Genomic DNA, 19112 nt, shown 5'->3' on the forward strand with positions numbered 1-19112 from the left:
GCACATTTTATGATTAAATTTGAAGATAGGATTGGTAGCCTATGAAAAATTTACACAAAAGTCTGTAAAGGGTCGATTCCCTCTAGAATAAACGTATTATTAGTTTGGATAATATGTTTATTTTTTTAAAAAATACTTTAAAGCTTACAATTAACTAAATAGATATCTTACTGATACCAAGAGTCTAATCTTTCTTTTAGCTTATCTAGACCCATCTTATTTAATGAAGAAAATAATTGATAAGAGATTTTATCTGTTGAAATAAATGTTTTTAAAAAGCTCTCAATCATTCTATTTGCTTGAGCCTTTTCTTTATTATTTAGCTTATCGGCTTTTGTAAGAAGTATATGTAGATTTAGCTCATATGATATAGCCATTTCGATCATCAAAGAGTCAAATTCTTTTAATGCATGACGCGAATCTACTAGTAGAACAATTCCGCCTAAACATTCGCGTGATGTTAAATAACTTTCCATCTCACTTTGCCACTGTTTTTTAATTGCTTCAGAGACTTTAGCATAGCCATATCCTGGTAAATCAACTAACCTCTTATTATCACCTAGATCAAATAAGTTTATTAACTGCGTTCTTCCGGGAGTTTTACTTACTCTAGCAAGACCTTTATGATCTGTAAGAGTGTTTAATGCGCTAGATTTACCCGCATTTGATCTGCCTGCAAAAGCCACTTCAACACCTGCATCCTCAGGAAGTTGAGAAACTTTTGCAGCTCCCATTATATATTTTGCGTTACGATAGTTCATAATTTATGCTCTAATTTTATTTTTTCAAAAAGTTCCTGACAAGCTGTATGAATCATCATAAAAACTTTTTCAAAGTTATTCTCATAATATGGATCAGGTACATCTTTTATGGATATTGTTGGTGCATATTCAAGCATTCTAGATACTTTCGAAAAATCTGCTTTTGGGAACATCTGTCTCATCGTATCTATATTTTCTTGATCCATAGCGACAATATAATCAAAATTATCAAAATCTGCCTCTTCTAGTTGTTGTGACTTTTGATCTGAAAGGTCACAATCATATTTCTTAGCTGTTTCTAGTGATCTAATATCAGCACCATGACCCTCATGCCCCCACATACGTGAGCTAGTACCACAAGACTCTACACAGATCTTTTCTTCAAGATTATTTTCTCTAATAATATCTCTAAAAATACCATGAGCCGTTGGAGATCTACAGATATTACCTTTACATACAAAAAGTACTCGTATTCTACTCATTATTTAGCCTCTTTCATATCTTCAGCAAGTTTGCTATTTGGCTCTAGCTTAAAGCCTTGAAAAAACTTACTATTAGGCTTAAGCATAAATACAACTTGATTTTTACCATCAAAGCTTTGCTTATATGAGTTCATGCTCTTTAAGAACTCATATAAAGGAATTGAGCCCGCATATGTGTCTGTAAAGATCTTAGCAGCTTTTGCATCAGCCTGAGCTCTAATAATCTTAGATTGTTTTTCTGCTTCTGCTAAAGTTACTGTTACTTTTGCATCTGCTGCTGCTTTAGTTTTCTCAGCTGCTCTTTCACCTTCTGCTCTTATACGTGAAGCTTCTTTGTGTCTTGATGATTTCATTCTTTGATATATCGACTCAGTAATTGTATCAGGTAAATCAATCTGATTAACTCTAACATCTACTATAGATATACCAATCTCTTTAGCTTGAGCCGCAACATCTTTTGTTAGTGCAATCATTAGCTTATCGCGGTCATTATTTACTAAACTTTGGATATCATTTTTACCAACTTCAGCTCTTAATGATGATTCTAAGAATTGCTTTAATAAAGTTTCTGCTCTAAATACCTGTCCGCTAGTACTAATAAAGAATTTAGAAATATCATTAATTCTCCAAACAACATAAGCGTTTATCAGTACATCTTTCTTCTCTTTTGTAACGACACGAGATGAGTCTGTAGTTAAAACTCTATTTCTCATATCATAATTCTTAACTGTATCTAAGAATGGAATCTTAATATGAATACCAGGCTCATATTCAATTACTTTACCATCTTTTTTAACAAGCTCACCCAATCTTAAAACAACAGATTCTGTACCTTGTTTTACTATAAATTTACTGCTTAAAGTTACTATTATTGCAATTACCACAAGCACTAAGACTATTTTTAAAAGCTTACTCATCTTAGTTTCCTCCTTGTGTATTTGATAATAACGCTTGCTTTTGCTTATTTCCTAAGCCATAGAAAATATTTTTCGCACCATCCCCATCAATAATAAAGACTTTATTATGCTGCAATACATCTGAGATAGTATTAAAATACATCTGATTCATAACGATATCTGGTGATTTTTTATATATTGGTAATAATTGTTCAAACTCAGCTACTTCACCCTGAGCCTGTAGTACTATTTGTTGTTTATATGCATTTGCTTGATCAACAATTCTCTGAGCTTTACCTTGAGCAACTGGAATTACTCTGTTTGCATAAGACTCGGCTTCATTTTGTAGTCTAGCTTGATCTTCTCTTGCTTTTATAACATCATCAAAAGCATCTTTAACAGCATCAGGAGCTTGAGCTGGTTGCATAATAACATCACTTATGTAGATACCTGACTTATACTCTTTTAATAAGGCTTCCATTTCTTGCTTAACTTTACCTGCAATTGATGCTCTTTGTGTTGTTAAAATATCAGATAAATTGCTATGACCAATAACTTGTCTAACAGCACTTTCTAATGATTGTTGTAGCAACTGAGATGGATCGGTATTTGCAAATAAATAATCCTGTAAATTAGAGATACGATACTGTACGGTAAAAGAAACATGTACAATATTTTCTTCTGAAGTCAGCATATCTCTTTTTAGCGAGATTGTTTTTAACTCTTGGACATTTTCTTTACGAATTGTATCAATTCCTAATGGATACCAATGTAGTCCTGGCTGAACCATCTTAGTAAACTTACCAAATCTAAGTACCGCAGCTTGCTCAGCAGGCTGGACAACATAAAAGCCAAAGCCTACCCATCCAACTATTATAATACCTATGACAATCATAGCTATTTTTTTAATAGGTGGCTTTTCAAATATTGGATTATTTTTATTAGCATTTTTAGAGTAAATGCTTTCGTTATCATCATTATTCTTTTTTTTCTTTTTGCCAAAGAATTTTTTTATTATTTCTTCTAAATCTGGGGGCCCTTGTTCAGAGTTTTTACTCCAAAACCATTTTTGCTTTAGTTTTTTAATCATAAATAAGTATTCCTATATAACTACATAATAGTCTTTTATGCTTATAACTTACCTATTATATATAAAAAATTATATAATTTTTGTACTATCTGCAAATAATTATCAAATGGTTGCACCTATGATATTGAATAACTAAAAATATAGCTCTAAAATTGAAAGATAGACTAATTTCTAAAGGAAAGAACATGAGAATTGCGATAAATGGAATTGGTATAGCAGGACCTACTTTAGCATGGTGGCTTAGAGAGTATGGTTTTGAGCCTGTTATTTTTGAGAAGTCTCCTGAATTTAAATCTGGAGGACACCTTGTTGACTTTTGGGGACATGCTTGTGAAATAATGGAAAAAATGGGACTTCTTGAGCAGTTAAAACAAAAGTCCTACGAAATAAAACATATCCATTGTTTTGATGAGAATGGTCGAAGATCTTCAAAGGTAAATATCTCTTCTCTTATCAAGGAAAAATATGGTGAATTCTTAAGTGTTAAACGCGGGGATATTTCAGAAGTTATCTATAAAGCATGTGATGGAATCGATATAAGATTTGGTACATCTATAGAGAGTTTAGAAGAACAAAAAGATGGGGTAACTGTTCACCTTTCAGATAATACTACAGAAAAATTTGATCTTGTCATCGGTGCTGACGGCTTGCATTCTCATATTCGCTCATTAGTATTTGATGAATCTGAGTACGAAGAGTACGATTTAGATAAGTATATTGCTGCATTTTCCCTAAAAGATTATAATCATTTTGAGAAGTTTACTTACGCAGTTAGTGTTGGTAATGATAAGCAAGTTGCTAGAGTTTGTTTAGATGAGAAAGAAACTCTAGTTATGTTTACAATTGATGCAAATTTGGTAAAAAAATTTCCAACAACTACTGAAGAGAAAAAACAGCTCTTAAAATCAGTATTTAAAGATAGTAAATGGGAAACTCCAGACATACTTGAAAGACTTGATAATGTTGAATATGTTTATTTTGACAATGTCAGCCAAGTAAAAATGGACAACTGGCATAAAGGAAGAGTCGCCTTAGTTGGTGATGCAGCATCTTGTCCTTCTATCCTAATGGGCTTAGGAAGTATATTTGCAATAGTTGAGGCTTATGTGTTAGCAGGTGAATTGTATAAAGCTAAAGGCAACTATAAAGTAGCTTTTGATGAATGGCAAAATAAGTTAAAAGATATAATAAATAGAAAGCAAAAAGTTGGACTTTCAAATTTATCTTTAGCGGCATCAGATGAAATTATGAAAAAATATCTTTCTACAATTACAGTCAAAATATCTTCAACACCTGTTGTATCAAAATTTATTGGCGCAGGAATATTTAATGATACTATTGATCTTCCTGAGTATAAGAAAGATTAATATTTTAATAAAAAGTCTGTCTTAATTAATATACAACGAAGAATAGGTTTGAGTTTAAACTATTAACACTTGAAAGAGCTATTTTAATATTAACGACTCATATTAATTATCAGGATAGATGTGTCCCGCATATGCCACTTTATCTGGATGGCCAGATGGAAATTTTACATATGCTAAGTCAGCAAATGAATCATCATTATTATATACACATCTTAACATTCCTTTACAATAAGGTCCTATTGAAGTCCAGTCGAGAGAAACTGTACTTTCTTGAGAAAGATCATAACGACACGTTTCAATAGATGTTTCATAAACAACATCCTCAAATTCCTTCTTACAACTAGCAATACTTGTTATTCCTGATGGTATAGGAGCTATAGGATTTTCTTTCCTACCTCCATCATTGGTTCCAAATATTTGATCCCAATCACTATTAAAATGAGCACTCCCTCCTACTATAGTAACTTTATTAAGCCTATTATTTTCACCACCTTCATCAATAAAAGCATCTTTCCCTATTATTCCTACACTATCTGGAATTGTTATAGTTTTAAGTTGATTACCTCTGAATGCTTCAGGACCTATACTAGTTATAGTATCTGGTAATTTCACAGCTTGAAGACGATTATTTTCAAAAGCATTACGACCTATTGAATATATTTTTATTAAAGATCCATCATTATCTCTTACTGAATTAGGAATTTCTATTTCTGTAGGGCAATTTTGGTTATTACATCTATAGTTAACTATAGTTCCATCAGATGCATCAATCTTATAAGGCCCATAATCAAAATCTGATACTGACTGCTTACATACTAATTTACCGTTTTCATTTACTACAATAGAGCTTCCACGACAATTTGGTTGTAAATAAGCTCGAGCTCCCCCTCTAAAAGCAAAGTCAGTATTTTCAATATATGCTCCATTATCATTCATACATTTTGCTGATAATAAATGCACATTTCCCCAAAAGCCACCTCCATGACTTTCATAGTGTTCGCTATATGAGATATCTTTACAGGAATTAAGATACGACCCATCTGGAATATCATGATTTTTTATCAAATAATCAATGCTAGTCATAGATATAAAAGCTTGACTGGGGGCCATACCAGCGTCAAGATAGCTTTTAATAGTCTCTACTATTGATGTTGGATTAAGAAGATCTTCTGATTGTTCATATGTAACATGTCCTAACATATATATTAATTGTAAAGCCATACTCCATCTTCCAAGTCTACTAGCTCCTCTAGATATAAGATACTCTCTTCCATCTGTAGCAAGACATTCCATTGACTTAGTTATTTCACCCTTACTAACTGTAGCATCATATTTACAATTCTTACCACCAATCCACCAATTATTGCCAATAAAAGGGTTATGTCCTTGAGCTATCATAATATCATTAAATGTCTTACCATCTATAGTTAAGTCACCTAATACAGCAAAATTAAGTAACATAGGCTCATTATTGAATGTATTTTGATTACTCTTGATGTTTTTCCTAAAAAAGTCTGCTACTTGTGTACTTCCCTTCCGACCTGATTTTACTATAATCTCTGCTTTACCATCTCCCACAACTTTGGTTAAAACGTGATCTTTATAAGGTTGGCCATCTGTAACTACCATTTTCTTTTTAACGAAAGAAAATCCTCCTTTAGACTTCAGCGAGCTTACATCAATTTGTGAATTAATAATAAATACATTATCATGCATTTTTGTATAATCTACTAAACTACTCTGAGAAAAACCTAAACTCACAAATATCATAGCTACTAAAAATAAAAAACTTTTTTTCATTTAAATTACCTAAAAAATTATTTTAAAAATGTATAAAGTAAGTAGTTTTGATACCCTGGATGATTACGAACAGGAGATATAAGAGTAATTATATCGGAAAGGATTATATAATATAATTAATGAAAAAACAAACCTATAGGTTTATATTTTTTAGAGTTTAGTACTAAACTAAACAAAAAATTCTTCTAAATTCAAATCAAAGTCCCGATTAAACCTTTCAAGATCATCTTCTGATATCTTTATATCTAGCAAATAATTACCCTGCTCAGAGATATCTTCATTATCAACAACACCAAGCTCATACATCATAGCTCTAACTTTTGAATACTTAGGAGGTAACTCTAAAGTGCCATTTACCCATGATTTATTAAAAAATGTAGCTAATGCCTCATAGAACTCATCTATTCCTTGACCTGTTTGTGCCGATAAATAAACCCTAGCCACGACACTACTTTCAGAATCATCTAATTGAACAAAACTTGGAGAGATATCATCTAGCTTATCAATTTTGTTATATACACAGATCATCTCTTTATCTGCTATACCAATCTCTTTTAGCACTCTATCAACTTGCTCAATATAACTTTTATAATCTTCATCAGCATAATCAATAACATGAACTAAAAGATCAGACTCTATAGCCTCCTCTAAAGTTGCATGAAATGCCTCTACTAAATCATGAGGCAAGTTCTTAATAAAACCCACAGTATCAGAGAATATAACCTCCCCTAACTTAGGCACTATTACTTTACGCAACGTAGGATCAAGTGTTGCAAAAAGCTGATCTTTTGCTAAAACCTGAGCATCTGTGATTTTATTAAATAATGTAGATTTACCAGCGTTTGTATATCCCACAAATGATATCGTTGGAATATTATTTTTCTTACGTGAAGATCTACTTAGATCACGATGATGTTTTACCTTATCAAGCTTTTGCGTGATTTGCTTGATTCTCTGTCTAATAAGACGCCTATCAATCTCTAGCTGAGTCTCACCTGGACCACCTCTTACACCGATACCACCTTTTTGTCTCTCTAAGTGAGTCCAACCTTTTACAAGACGTGTTGATTGGTAATTTAGCTGAGCAAGCTCAACTTGAAGTTTACCTTCATGAGTTTTAGCTCGTAATGAAAATATCTCAAGAATCAATCTAGTTCTATCCATAATCTTGCACTCAAGCAACTTCTCAATATTACGCTCTTGTGATGGACTTAAAGGATGATTAAAAACAACAAGATCCGCTTTTATTTCATCACGTTTATTCTTTATCATCTCCATCTTACCCATACCACAGAAGTATTTTATATCAGGTTCTGGGTGGTTAAAATCTAGACTCTCTAAAACTACCTTATCAGCAGCTAAAACTAAGCCCTCAAGCTCAGCTAAATCTGCATTAAGTTCACGGTGATATTTAAAGTTTATATTTACAAGTAGACATTTGCTACCTGCCTCATAAGATTGGAAAAACTCCATTTAATCTAATCTGCTCCTATTAAAATAGTTAATTAACCTAAGACAAATACGTCACTATACAAGTTTGATCGTAGGATATCATTTTCAACCCCTTAATCATAGCCTAATAATCAGGCAATAAAACGATAAAAGTAGCTTTCAAAATACATTTAATTAACTATGAATATTTCTGAAACAAGTATATCAGCTAATTATCCCCACGTCAGGAGATGATACATACAATATAAAAGATATTTGAAAATTTTATCTAAAGAAATAATTCAGATCGCTTAAAAGTTATAAATTAAGCTAGTTTGAAAATATAAGAGCTAATTACCCGTTAGAATTACCTTCGTTTTCTTGAGCTTCAAGATCATCCGAATGAACATCAGCAACATTGTCATCTTGCTCTTCATTTGAGTTTTGGTGATATGGGTTAAAAGAACTATAAACCATTCTTACACTTTTAGCTGGTACGATAGTTGAAATAGCATGCTTATAAACCATTTGATTTACAGTATTTCTAAGTACGATACAGAATTGGTCAAAAGCTTCTACTTGACCTTGTAATTTGATTCCATTTACAAGATAAACTGACACGCTTACTTTTTCTTTTCTTAAAGCATTTAAGAACGGGTCTTGTAAAGATGATATTCTAGACATTGTTTCACTTCCTTTTAATTATTTTGTTATAGTTATTATTTTATCAAGTTTAACAATTAAACTTCGCGGTATATTCTAACAATATTTAGACCTATCAGCAAATTTTATTTTCAGCTAAAATCTATGTTTAATCTTTAAAACCAAAGTATGCTAGAGCTAAATCTAATTTCTCTTGCTCCATATCTATTATTTCAATTTCACTTTGCCAGTTACGAATCCAAGTAAGCTGACGCTTAGCAAGTTGACGTGTTGCTACGATTCCTTTTTTAACAAACTCATCATAGCTAATATCACCATCTAAATACTCCCAAGCTTGACGATATCCTACACTTCGAATAGCTGTAGTATCTTTTGTTAGTTTTGAATTTTTTCGAAGCTCTTGAACCTCATCTAAAAAGCCATGATCTAACATCTGTTTAAATCTAATCTCAATATTTTTATGAAGTATTGATCTGTCACTTGGAACTAAAGCACAAAGTTTTAATTGCTCTTCTAAACCACCAACTTTTGAAGTTTTAACAAGCTCAGAATACTTCTGACCACTTATCATAATCACCTCTAAAGCTCGAAAAATTCTCTGCTGATCATTCTGATTTATCTTTTGTGCTGATTCTGGATCCATTTTTTTTAACTGCTGGTGAAGATACTGTAAACCTTTACCTTTTTTCTCTAACTCTAGAGTTTGTCTGATTTCTGGATTACTCTCTGGTAGAGTTGATAATCCTTCTATTAAACCCTTAAAGTAAAGCATAGTTCCACCGACTAATAAGACCTCTTTACCTCTAGACCATATTTCTTTTTTAAGCTTATTAACGCTTGATATAAAATCAGCAACAGAGAAGTTCTCTGTAGGCTCTATAATATCTATAAGGTGGTGTTGTATACCCGCTTGCTCTTGTAATGTTGGTTTAGCAGTACCAATATCCATGCCTTTATAAACAAGCGAAGAGTCAACACTTATTATTTCAGCATTAATATTTTTAGCAACAGATATTGAAAGAGATGTTTTACCAGAAGCTGTTGGTCCAGCTATAGCATAAATTGATTTATTCATTTAGATATTTTTATAATTAACTTTGACAGGAATCTCTTCTCTAAGAGCTTGCATATAAAAATTTAGCTCTTCGTTCTTATAAGTATTAATCACTTGACTAGGAATAGCATTTTTCTTATCTAATTTAACAGGCTCAACTTTTGTAACTTTATAAATATAAATATCACCATTACTATAATCCTGATAAAGATGGTATTCACTATTATTATTAAATAGAACATCATTAGCAAATCCTTCAGTAAGATCTTTTGCTTTAGACTCGCTAGATATAGTAGCTTTACTAAATGATTCATCTACTTTTTTACCGCTCTCAAAACTGCTCAATAGTTTTTGTGATTTTTGCGTAGCTAATTCTTGAGATTTTTGTTCTATATATGCCTTTGTTACAATGCTTTTAACTTCATCAAGTTTCTGTTGTGTTGCTGGTTTTGTGCTATCAACCTGATACACAAGAGTTTTATCACTAGAAACAGGCAAGCTATAGTATTTAGTATTATTTATAAAGAATAAATTATTTTTAATTCCATTTATTGAAGAATCAGCATTATTACTAATATTTACAGTTTTTGCCTTACCTAAGCTAGTTTCTAATTTACCAAACTTAATACTATCAACATTTTGAGAATAGGAATTAAATTGTTCTAATGCTTTTCTATTTTGGATGATCTTAGTAATAGTTTGTTTAGTCTTATCATCAAACTTTGTAAATAAGTCTTGATGCGTATTAAAATAATTCTTTAATGTATCATCACTAAGTTTATTTTTAGAGATAAAATCATCCTTTGAAATTACAAAATAGCTAATTTTTTTACTAGCCGGAATAACATATTCAGTTTTATGTTGATTATAATATTTTTCCAACTCCTGCTTAGTTGGTTTAACTTTTGACTTTAAAGAACTAGGCTGGACCTTGATATATTTGATCTGCTTATCTACAGAGTAAATACTTGATAATGATTTATTCTCATAATCAGTTATAAATGAAGTTTGAGTTATTGTTTGAGGAATAGTACTAGCTAGTATATTTTGTGATACTAATTGCTCTAGTTTATCCATACCACCAAGATATCCAACAACTTGCTTTAATTTATCACTAGAAAATTTACCATCTTTGCCAAAAAACATCGGATTATTAAAAATAGCTGATTGTAATGCCAACTTAGATACCGCGATATTTTTCTGTGCTGCTGTTAGTATTAAGTATTGGTTTATCATTTGTGATAGAACTTGAGTTTTTTGCTCTTTAGTTTTAGCATTTTGGGCATATTGCTGAAACTGCTGAGAACTTATCTCATTATCACCAACCTTTGCAACGTAAGCGCGACTTCCTCCTCCTAGATTAGTTAAAAAGAAAGTCATACCTGAAATCACAAATATAAAACTTATAGAAATAACCACAATCCAAGTAAATGGTCCTTTTAGTCTATCATTAAAAGACTGCAACATTTTTTCAACCTTAAATTAATAACTCTTATTAAATTTATAAATATTATAGATAAAAAAAAGGCATACTGTTAAGTATGCCTTTTAAAAAAACTATTTTTTTTAAAAGTTTTTTTATTTTACTGCATCTTTAAGACCTTTACCAGCTTTGAAGCTTGGGACTTTAGAAGCAGCGATTTGGATTGTTTCTCCTGTTTTAGGGTTTCTACCTTCTCTAGCACTTCTTTCTTTAACTTGGAAAGTACCAAATCCTACAAGTGTTACGCTATCGCCTTTTTTAAGAGCTTTAGTAATCGCTTCAATAGTAGCATCTAAAGTAGTTCCAGCAACTTCTTTAGTAACATCAGCTTCCTTAGCTATAGCACTTACTAGTTCACTTTTATTCATCTTTAACTCCTTTTGTTTATAAATCGATATATTACCAATTAAATTTATAACACTAAAAATATATGGTTTCAACACAAAAATACTAAAAAACTCTTTCTAAAACCTCTTTTATGTTATTTACAGGGGTTATTTCAAGTTTTTCTGTTATTTCTTTATCAACATCTGCCAAATTCTTAACATTTTGTTTAGGTATCAAAACTTCTTTAATTCCACCTCTTAAAGCAGCTAAAAGCTTCTCTTTTAAACCACCAATTGGTAATACATCTCCTCGTAATGTTACCTCACCAGTCATTGCAATATCATTTCGTACAGGTTTATCTGTATAAACAGACACTAACGCTGTAGTCATTGCAATACCAGCACTTGGACCATCTTTAGGAGTTGCTCCTTCTGGAACATGAATATGAACATCTTTTTTCTCATAAAAATCATCCTCAAGCTTATAGCTTTTAGAGATTGAGCGCATCACACTAAATGCAGCATCAATAGATTCTTTCATCACATCGCCAAGACTACCTGTATACTTAACTTTGCCCTTACCAGGCATAGCTAGAGCCTCAATGGTAAGAAGCTCACCTCCTACAGATGTCCAAGCAAGGCCTGTAACTTGTCCTACTTTTGCTTTAGCATTTTTAACACCATAATCAAATTGATGAACACCTAAATATTCCTCAAGATTTTTCTGTGTTATAGAAATTTTGCCATGATCTGGATCTTTAAGAAGATTTTTAACACCCTTACGACAAATTCCATCTATCTTTTGCTGTAAATTTCTCACACCAGCCTCTCTAGTATAGTATCTAACTACATCTAATATAGCTTTGGGTGTAAAATTAATCTCTTTTTTAGTTAAACCATTATTATCTAAAGCTTTTGGCACAAGATACTGCTTAGCGATAGCTTGTTTTTCAAGCTCAGTATACCCAGATAGGTGAATAATCTCTAATCTGTCTCTTAATGCTGGATCTATATCTAATGAGTTAGCCGTAGCAACAAACATTACTTTTGATAAATCATAATCTATCTCAAGGTAGTGATCATTAAAAGTACTATTTTGCTCAGGATCTAAAACCTCTAGCAAAGCTGCAGATGGATCACCTCTAAAATCAGAAGATACCTTATCAATTTCATCTAATAAGAAAAGAGGATTCTCTGTTTTAGATTTAATTATCTTTTGGATAATTTGTCCTGGCATAGAACCTATATAAGTACGACGATGACCTCTAATCTCAGATTCATCACGAACCCCACCTAATGCCATACGCACATATTCACGACCAGTAGCTCTCGCTATAGAGTGTCCTATAGATGTCTTACCAACACCTGGAGGACCTACTAGGCATAAAATAGGAGCTTTGGTATTGCTATCTCTTTTTATCTGAACAGCTAAATGCTCAAGTATTCTTTCTTTTACTTTCTTAATACCATAATGATCTTTCTCTAGTATCTTCTCAGCTAAGTTAATATCCTTTTTAACTTTAGCTCTTTTATTCCAAGGTAGAGAAAGTATAGTTTCTATATAGTTTCTTGATACGGCAGATTCTGAAGAAGAAGGTGGCATAGCTTTAAGCTTTTTAAGCTCCTTTAAGCATTTCTCTTTTGCTTCTTGAGACATTTTTGTATTTTCAATTCTCTTTTTAAGCGCCGAGACCTCAGATTCCTCATCTGCCTCCCCAAGCTCCTTATAAATAGCTTTTACTTGTTCATTTAGATAGTACTCACGCTGATTTTTATCAACTTGTGACTTAACTCTATCTTTGATCTTTGCTTCAAGCTCAAGTATTTCTAGCTCTTCATAAAGACATGAAAGTAACAATAGTGCTTTTTTCTTTATATCTGATGCTTCAAGAATCTTTTGTTTTTTAACAATCTCAGAATTTAGAATGGTAGCAATTTCATAAATAAACTTATGAGGCTCCTCGGTATTTATTAGAGTTGCTAACGTTTCTTTAGATACTTTGCCACTGATATCAACGAATCTTTTAAGAGAATCAGAGATAGATAATAAAATAGCTTTTAATTCTTTATCTACTTGATCAGGATTGTAATTATCATCTATATGTAAATTATCTAGACTCGCATAAATACATTCATTTTCAAGAGTGTATTTAGATACCAATCTTTTTGCAATACCTTCAACTATAACCTTTAAACTTCCATCTGGAAGCTTCATAATCTGGACAATTTTAGCTAATGTAGCTATATCATAGATATTATCTACGACATCACCTGAGCTAGCACCATTTTTTTGAGTTGCTAATAAAATATAATTATTATAATTATTGGATGCCTGTTTAACTGCTTCTATCGACTTTTTACGTCCAACATTAAGTGGAATAGTCATTGAGGGATATATAACTACATCTCTTAAAGGGATAACAGGAACAACATTTAAGATTTCTGACATAAACTCACTATACTCCTGTAAATTGTTTTAAACTATATCTTTAAACTGCTTTTGCTCTTTAGTTTTGCTAACTAGTACAGGTTCTTCATGTTCTAATATAACTTTGTCATTAATGATGATTTTCTCGATATCTTGTGAAGATGGTATATGAAACATCAACTCAAGTAGAACATTTTCAAGGATACTTCGAAGCCCCCTTGCACCTGTTTTTTTAGCTATTGCTTTTTTAGCTATTTCTATAAGAGCTTCATCTGTAAACTCTATTTCAACATTATCAAATTTAAATAATTTAATATACTGTTTGATAAGAGCATTTTTAGGTTCTTTTAGTATTTTAACTAAATCTTCTTCTTTTAATTCATTTAAGACTGTAACTATTGGTAAACGCCCAATAAGCTCAGGAATAAGACCAAACCTAGTTAAATCTTCACTCTCAACTTTTTGCATTAGCTTTTCAGTATCAAGACTATCTTTCTGACGAATAACATCTGCATTAAAGCCAATACTTACCTTATCCATCCTATGTTTAACAACCTTTTCTATACCTGCAAAAGCCCCTCCACAAATAAATAATATATTTGAGGTATCAATTTGGATCATATCCTGATTAGGATGCTTTCTACCGCCCTTAGGGGGTACGGATGAAACAGTTCCTTCAATAAGCTTCAATAAAGCCTGTTGAACACCTTCACCAGATACATCACGTGTAATAGATGAGCTTTCTGACTTACGTGCAATCTTATCTATCTCATCGATATATATAATCCCTTTTTCTGCTTTAGCAACATCAAACTCAGCATTTTGCAATAGACGTACGATAATATTCTCAACATCATCACCAACATATCCTGCCTCTGTAAGAGTTGTTGCATCTGCAATAGCAAAAGGAACATTTAACTGTTTTGCTAAAGTCTGCGCAAATAATGTCTTTCCTGAACCTGTCGGACCAATTAATAAAACATTACTTTTTTTAAGTTCTGTATCATCATCTTCTGCAATATCAGATGTGATTCTTTTATAATGATTATAAACAGCTACAGACAATACTTTCTTAGCATTATCTTGACCAATAATATAATCATCAAGATAGTTTTTTATTTCTATAGGTTTTGGCAACTTATCAAAAGTAATATCTAATGTAGTATCAGCAGTATTTGTACTTTTAATCTTAGTTGCACATTTACTCACACACTCATTACATATATTACCATCTCTACCAGAGATGATGCTTTTGACCTCTTGTTGTGATTTCCCACAGAAAGAACAATATAGAATTTTAGCCATTTTAAAACTAGACTTCCTTTATTTATTTGATTATTGCATCGCGAGATTCAATAACATGATCTATCAAACCGTATTCTTTTGCTTCATCTGCCATCATAAAGTTATCTCTATCAGTATCTTTGACTATAGTCTCAAAATCTTGACCTGTATGATGAGCTAATACCTTATTTAATCTTTCTTTGATACGTAAGATATTATTAGCATGAATTTCAATGTCTGATGCTTGACCTCTAAAACCACCTAAAGGCTGATGAATCATTATTTGTGAACTTGGCAAACTATACCTTTTGCCTTTTGTACCACCAGCTAACAATAGTGATCCCATACTAGCAGCTAAACCGATACAAATAGTATTAACATCAGGTTTAATAAACTGCATAGTATCATATACACCCATACCTGCTGTTACCATTCCTCCTGGAGAATTTATATAAAAATAAATATCTTTATCAGGATCTTCAGATTCTAAAAATAAAAGCTGCGCAATCACTAAGTTAGCTGAATGATCATTTACTTCACCATTTAAAAAAACTATACGCTCTTTTAATAGTCTTGAGTAAATATCAAAGGCTCTTTCACCGCCAGCAGTTTTCTCAACTACTGTAGGAACTAAATTATTAGTTATCATTTATAACCTCTCTTTATAAGCTAGATTAAAATCCAGCTTGTTGAGCTTGCATATTTTCTTTTATAACTTCAAAGAAATCTTCTTCTTTTTCTGAAACTTGAGCTTGATCTAAAACCCAATCAGTTAGTTTATTTTCAATAACTAAAGCTTTTAGATTAGCGATTTCTTTTTCATTTTTCTTGATTTGCTCTTTAGTTTTTTCTGGCTCTTCATAAGCTTGAACCATTTCATTTAATAAGCTATCAACTTCTTCTTCAGTTGCTTCGAAGTTTTGAGACTTCATAACACTATCAAGAACTAAACTAGTCTCAACTTTTTGTTTAGCATTATCTTCAAATAAGTTATCAGGTAATTGATTAACATCAAAACCTTTCGCACCACCCATTTGTTGAACTAAGTTTTGCTTAGCTGCATCGATTTCTCTTTTGATTAAAGCTTTTGGAGTGTCAAACTCAGCAATTTCTCTTAAACCTTTGAAAACTTGCTCTTTTACTTTTCTTTGTAAAATGAACTTAAGTTCACGTTGCATGTTTTCTTTGATTTCATCTTCAAAAGTATCTACACCACCTTTTACACCAAACTTCTTAACGAACTCTTCGTCAACTTCTGGTAATTCAGCTTGTTGGATCTTTTTAACTGTAATATCAAAAGTAGCCTCTTGACCAGCAAGATCTTTGTTTTGATACTCTTCAGGGAATGTTACAGTGATAGTTTTTTGCTCATCTTTATTCATACCGATGATACCATCTTCAAAACCAGGGATCATTTGACCAGAACCAATTACAAGTTCTTGATCATTTGCAGAACCACCTTCGAAAATCTCACCGTCTTTTTTACCTACGAAATCAATAACAACTTTATCATCTTTCTCAACAGCTCTTTCAACTTCTTTAAAAGTCGCTAATTGCTTTCTTAGGTTTTCGATCATTTGTTTAACTTCATTATCGCCAAGATCAACTACTGGTTTTTGAACTTCAATTTTTTCAAACCCACTAACTTCAAACTCTGGGAAAAGCTCAAGATTCGCCACAAACTTAAGAGGTTGGCCTTCTTGGTTTTCTTTAAGATCTACTTCGATACCAGCAACAGCTAATTTTTCATCTTGAATTGCTTTTGAATATTTCTGAGGAATAAGGTCAGAGATAACTTCCATACGGATTTGCTCACCATATTTCTTCTTAACCATACCAGCAGGTACTTTACCAGGTCTAAAACCATCCATTTTTATAGTTTTAGCAGTATTATTTACTCTTTTTGAAACCTCAGCGTCTATTTCATTAGCTGGCACTTCAATTAGTAATGAGCAATGAATCCCTTCTTTCTTCTCTACAGTAACTTGCATTATTAAGTTTTCCTTTTATTTATTTAACAATTTTCTAATAGCAAATTTTAACTTTCATCCACCCGATTGTCTATATCTTTATTATCAAATATATGACAAGGCAAAGCTTTTATTGTAAAATCTAGCTACTCTAATAAAACCACTATAACTATGGTAACTATTATTATAAGTACTTGTCTACTCATAACTCCATTTATAATAGCTTTTTTGCATTCAAGCATTATTTACAATAAGCACTATGCTAGTGTCTATGCAAACTACTTTATTGCTAGTAATATAAGCCTAATGACTCTTATAAACAGTTATGCTTATTTAGTATATGGAGACAGCATGAGTAAATTTCAAGGATGGATTTTCACTCCAGCTGTTTTTCAGATAGGAATTTTTCAATTATGCTTATTTATATTCTCTATTTTAGCACTCTTTAAGAACTCTCAATTTAAAGCCGCTTGTCTAATTTTCTTTGCTATTTATACTATATTAGACTCTTTAACATTATTTAGTGGCTCAACATATAACAGTACTGTTGAAGCTATATTCTTTATAAATATAATAGCTGCTTTGATTTCCTATATTTTATATAGATTTTTGAGTAAAATTAATAATAGGTAATTCAAATATATATTATCTTTTCAATTTTATTTCATAATTAATCCAGGAGGATAATCATGATCACTCAAAAAAAAACATTAGTTATTATTGGAGCTGGCCATGCTGGCATATCAGCAGCTCTATCAGCAGCTAAACTAAGAAGCAAACTCAATAAAAAAGCAGAAATTGACATTATTGTAATAAGTCGTAATTCATACATGACAATACGACCAAGAATGTATATAAAAGAACTAGAGGAAGCTACTATAAGAGTTAAGAACTTTTTAACTCCAATAAAGGTACGCTTTATCGAAGCTGAAGTAATTAATATTGATAGTCAAAGTCAGTCTATTACTATTAGTGATTCTAAAAAACAACAAAAAGAGTTGCACTTTGATAGTCTAGTACTCTGTGCAGGTAGCGAACTAGCTAAACCTAAAATCAAAGGAATAGAAACTGTTTATAATATTGACACCTATAAAGCAGCTGTACACCTTAGAGATGCTTTAACAGATTTCTTACTTAAAACAAAATCTAACAAATCTCAAAACAATAAAATCAAAGTCGCTGTACTTGGTGGAGGAATCACAGGAATTGAACTTGCTTGTGAACTTCCAGTAACATTAAAAAAACTTTCATTTGAGCTAGGACTAGAATCAACTTTTGATCTTGAGGTTTCAATAGTTGATCGTGGAGATGTTACTTACTCACTAGGAGAAGATCCACAAAAGTATCTTGTAGATGCATTTAAACTAGCAAATGTTAAGTGTCTAAATCATGCATCTATCACAGAAGCTACTCAAATTGAAGCTGATAAAGGATCTGTGACAATAAACGATAAAGCGTTAGAGTTTAATTTTATTGTTTCTGCACTAGGTATGAAAGCAACAGACCTTAACAAGCTATTATCATATGATAAAGATCGAGCAGGTAGAATAAAAGTTAACCAATACTTACAAACACCAAATGAGAACATCTTTATAGCAGGAGATGCTGCAAATGTAAAAGTTGATGATGAACACGATGCTGTAATGTCATGCCAACAAGGTAGACCTCAAGGTAGGCTTGCTGGGCACAACGCTATACTCCATCTATTAGATATCCCAGAAATGGAAGAATACTATCAGCCAAACTATGTGACATGTGTTGATTTAGGTGATTATGGTGGTATATATACAGAAGGATGGGAAAGAAAAGTTAAAAAATTTGGTATGGAAGCTAGAGAGATCAAAAAACATATCAACCTTGAGAGAATATATCCACCAAATAGAAGAGATGAAATAGGTATTTTTGAAGAAGCTGGAGAGCTTCAATTTATTGCTCCTCATGAGTCTCATGAAACTGCTAAAAAAGCTAAATGGGAGTGTTGCAATCTAAGCAATAATTGGGACCCTTTACAGACTTTTGTGTAAATTTTTCATAGGCTACCAATCCTATCTTCAAATTTAATCATAAAATGTGCAAT

The 19112-nt window shown here is 31.8% G+C and carries 17 protein-coding genes; 3 read left to right on the forward strand and 14 right to left on the reverse strand.

Features of this window, described 5'->3' with window-relative positions; translation table 11 throughout:
• Positions 1-167: 167 nt before the first annotated feature.
• From yihA to hflK, 4 genes are read right to left on the reverse strand one after another with little or no spacing between them, the layout of a single operon-like run.
• Complete coding sequence (gene yihA, locus AB8E56_RS08140) at positions 168-761, reverse strand: ribosome biogenesis GTP-binding protein YihA/YsxC (protein ID WP_329479924.1); 594 nt, start codon at positions 759-761, stop codon at positions 168-170.
• Positions 758-1243 carry a low molecular weight protein-tyrosine-phosphatase gene (locus tag AB8E56_RS08145; protein WP_329479926.1) on the reverse strand — a complete coding sequence of 162 codons (486 nt, stop codon included), beginning with the start codon at positions 1241-1243 and terminating at the stop codon, positions 758-760. The genes yihA and AB8E56_RS08145 overlap by 4 nt, the downstream gene beginning before the upstream one ends.
• Positions 1243-2160 carry a protease modulator HflC gene (gene hflC / locus AB8E56_RS08150; RefSeq protein WP_329479929.1) on the reverse strand — a complete coding sequence of 306 codons (918 nt, stop codon included), beginning with the start codon at positions 2158-2160 and terminating at the stop codon, positions 1243-1245. The genes AB8E56_RS08145 and hflC overlap by 1 nt, the downstream gene beginning before the upstream one ends.
• Before the next feature lies 1 nt (position 2161).
• Positions 2162-3229, reverse strand: a complete 1068-nt coding sequence (gene hflK, locus AB8E56_RS08155) for an FtsH protease activity modulator HflK (protein WP_329479932.1) — start codon at positions 3227-3229, stop codon at positions 2162-2164.
• A gap of 185 nt (positions 3230-3414) precedes the next feature.
• Between hflK and AB8E56_RS08160 the strand changes: the two genes are divergently transcribed.
• On the forward strand, positions 3415-4596 hold the full coding sequence (locus AB8E56_RS08160) for an FAD-binding domain (protein ID WP_329479934.1): 1182 nt from the start codon (positions 3415-3417) through the stop codon (positions 4594-4596).
• Positions 4597-4698: 102 nt separating this feature from the next.
• Here AB8E56_RS08160 and AB8E56_RS08165 read toward each other — a convergent pair whose 3' ends face one another.
• The 10 genes from AB8E56_RS08165 to tig all read right to left on the reverse strand — a co-directional run bounded on the left by AB8E56_RS08165 (position 4699) and on the right by tig (position 17056).
• Positions 4699-6396 (reverse strand): leucine-rich repeat domain-containing protein, encoded by a 1698-nt coding sequence (locus AB8E56_RS08165; RefSeq protein WP_329479936.1) that lies wholly within the window; start codon positions 6394-6396, stop codon positions 4699-4701.
• Between the two features lie 168 nt (positions 6397-6564).
• Positions 6565-7869, reverse strand: coding sequence for a ribosome rescue GTPase HflX (gene hflX, locus AB8E56_RS08170; RefSeq protein WP_329479938.1), 1305 nt, complete (start codon positions 7867-7869; stop codon positions 6565-6567).
• Between the two features lie 312 nt (positions 7870-8181).
• Positions 8182-8511 (reverse strand): RNA chaperone Hfq, encoded by a 330-nt coding sequence (gene hfq, locus AB8E56_RS08175; protein ID WP_329479940.1) that lies wholly within the window; start codon positions 8509-8511, stop codon positions 8182-8184.
• A gap of 127 nt (positions 8512-8638) precedes the next feature.
• On the reverse strand, positions 8639-9565 hold the full coding sequence (miaA, locus tag AB8E56_RS08180) for a tRNA (adenosine(37)-N6)-dimethylallyltransferase MiaA (RefSeq protein WP_329479942.1): 927 nt from the start codon (positions 9563-9565) through the stop codon (positions 8639-8641).
• A complete protein-coding gene (locus AB8E56_RS08185; RefSeq protein ID WP_329479944.1) occupies positions 9566-11011 on the reverse strand; it encodes a SurA N-terminal domain-containing protein in 1446 nt (481 codons plus the stop codon).
• Positions 11012-11122: 111 nt separating this feature from the next.
• On the reverse strand, positions 11123-11395 hold the full coding sequence (locus AB8E56_RS08190) for an HU family DNA-binding protein (RefSeq protein WP_329479946.1): 273 nt from the start codon (positions 11393-11395) through the stop codon (positions 11123-11125).
• Between the two features lie 82 nt (positions 11396-11477).
• On the reverse strand, positions 11478-13802 hold the full coding sequence (lon, locus tag AB8E56_RS08195; RefSeq protein ID WP_329479948.1) for an endopeptidase La: 2325 nt from the start codon (positions 13800-13802) through the stop codon (positions 11478-11480).
• 27 nt (positions 13803-13829) lie between these two features.
• Positions 13830-15086 (reverse strand): ATP-dependent Clp protease ATP-binding subunit ClpX, encoded by a 1257-nt coding sequence (gene clpX / locus AB8E56_RS08200; RefSeq protein ID WP_329479950.1) that lies wholly within the window; start codon positions 15084-15086, stop codon positions 13830-13832.
• A 22-nt stretch (positions 15087-15108) separates the two neighbouring features.
• Positions 15109-15714, reverse strand: a complete 606-nt coding sequence (clpP, locus tag AB8E56_RS08205) for an ATP-dependent Clp endopeptidase proteolytic subunit ClpP (RefSeq protein ID WP_329479953.1) — start codon at positions 15712-15714, stop codon at positions 15109-15111.
• Positions 15715-15739: 25 nt separating this feature from the next.
• Positions 15740-17056 (reverse strand): trigger factor, encoded by a 1317-nt coding sequence (gene tig, locus AB8E56_RS08210; protein WP_329479955.1) that lies wholly within the window; start codon positions 17054-17056, stop codon positions 15740-15742.
• A gap of 150 nt (positions 17057-17206) precedes the next feature.
• Between tig and AB8E56_RS08215 the strand changes: the two genes are divergently transcribed.
• Together AB8E56_RS08215 and AB8E56_RS08220 are read left to right on the forward strand one after the other, a co-directional pair.
• The gene (locus tag AB8E56_RS08215; RefSeq protein WP_329479957.1) at positions 17207-17668 is read left to right on the forward strand and encodes a DUF6790 family protein; all 462 of its coding nucleotides are present in this window, start codon (positions 17207-17209) and stop codon (positions 17666-17668) included.
• A gap of 56 nt (positions 17669-17724) precedes the next feature.
• Positions 17725-19059: an FAD-dependent oxidoreductase gene (locus AB8E56_RS08220; RefSeq protein WP_329479959.1), complete on the forward strand. Its 1335-nt coding sequence runs from the start codon at positions 17725-17727 to the stop codon at positions 19057-19059.
• Positions 19060-19112 lie beyond the last annotated feature (53 nt).

It is taken from the genome of Francisella sp. 19X1-34, from assembly GCF_041102755.1.
Lineage (GTDB): Bacteria > Pseudomonadota > Gammaproteobacteria > Francisellales > Francisellaceae > Francisella.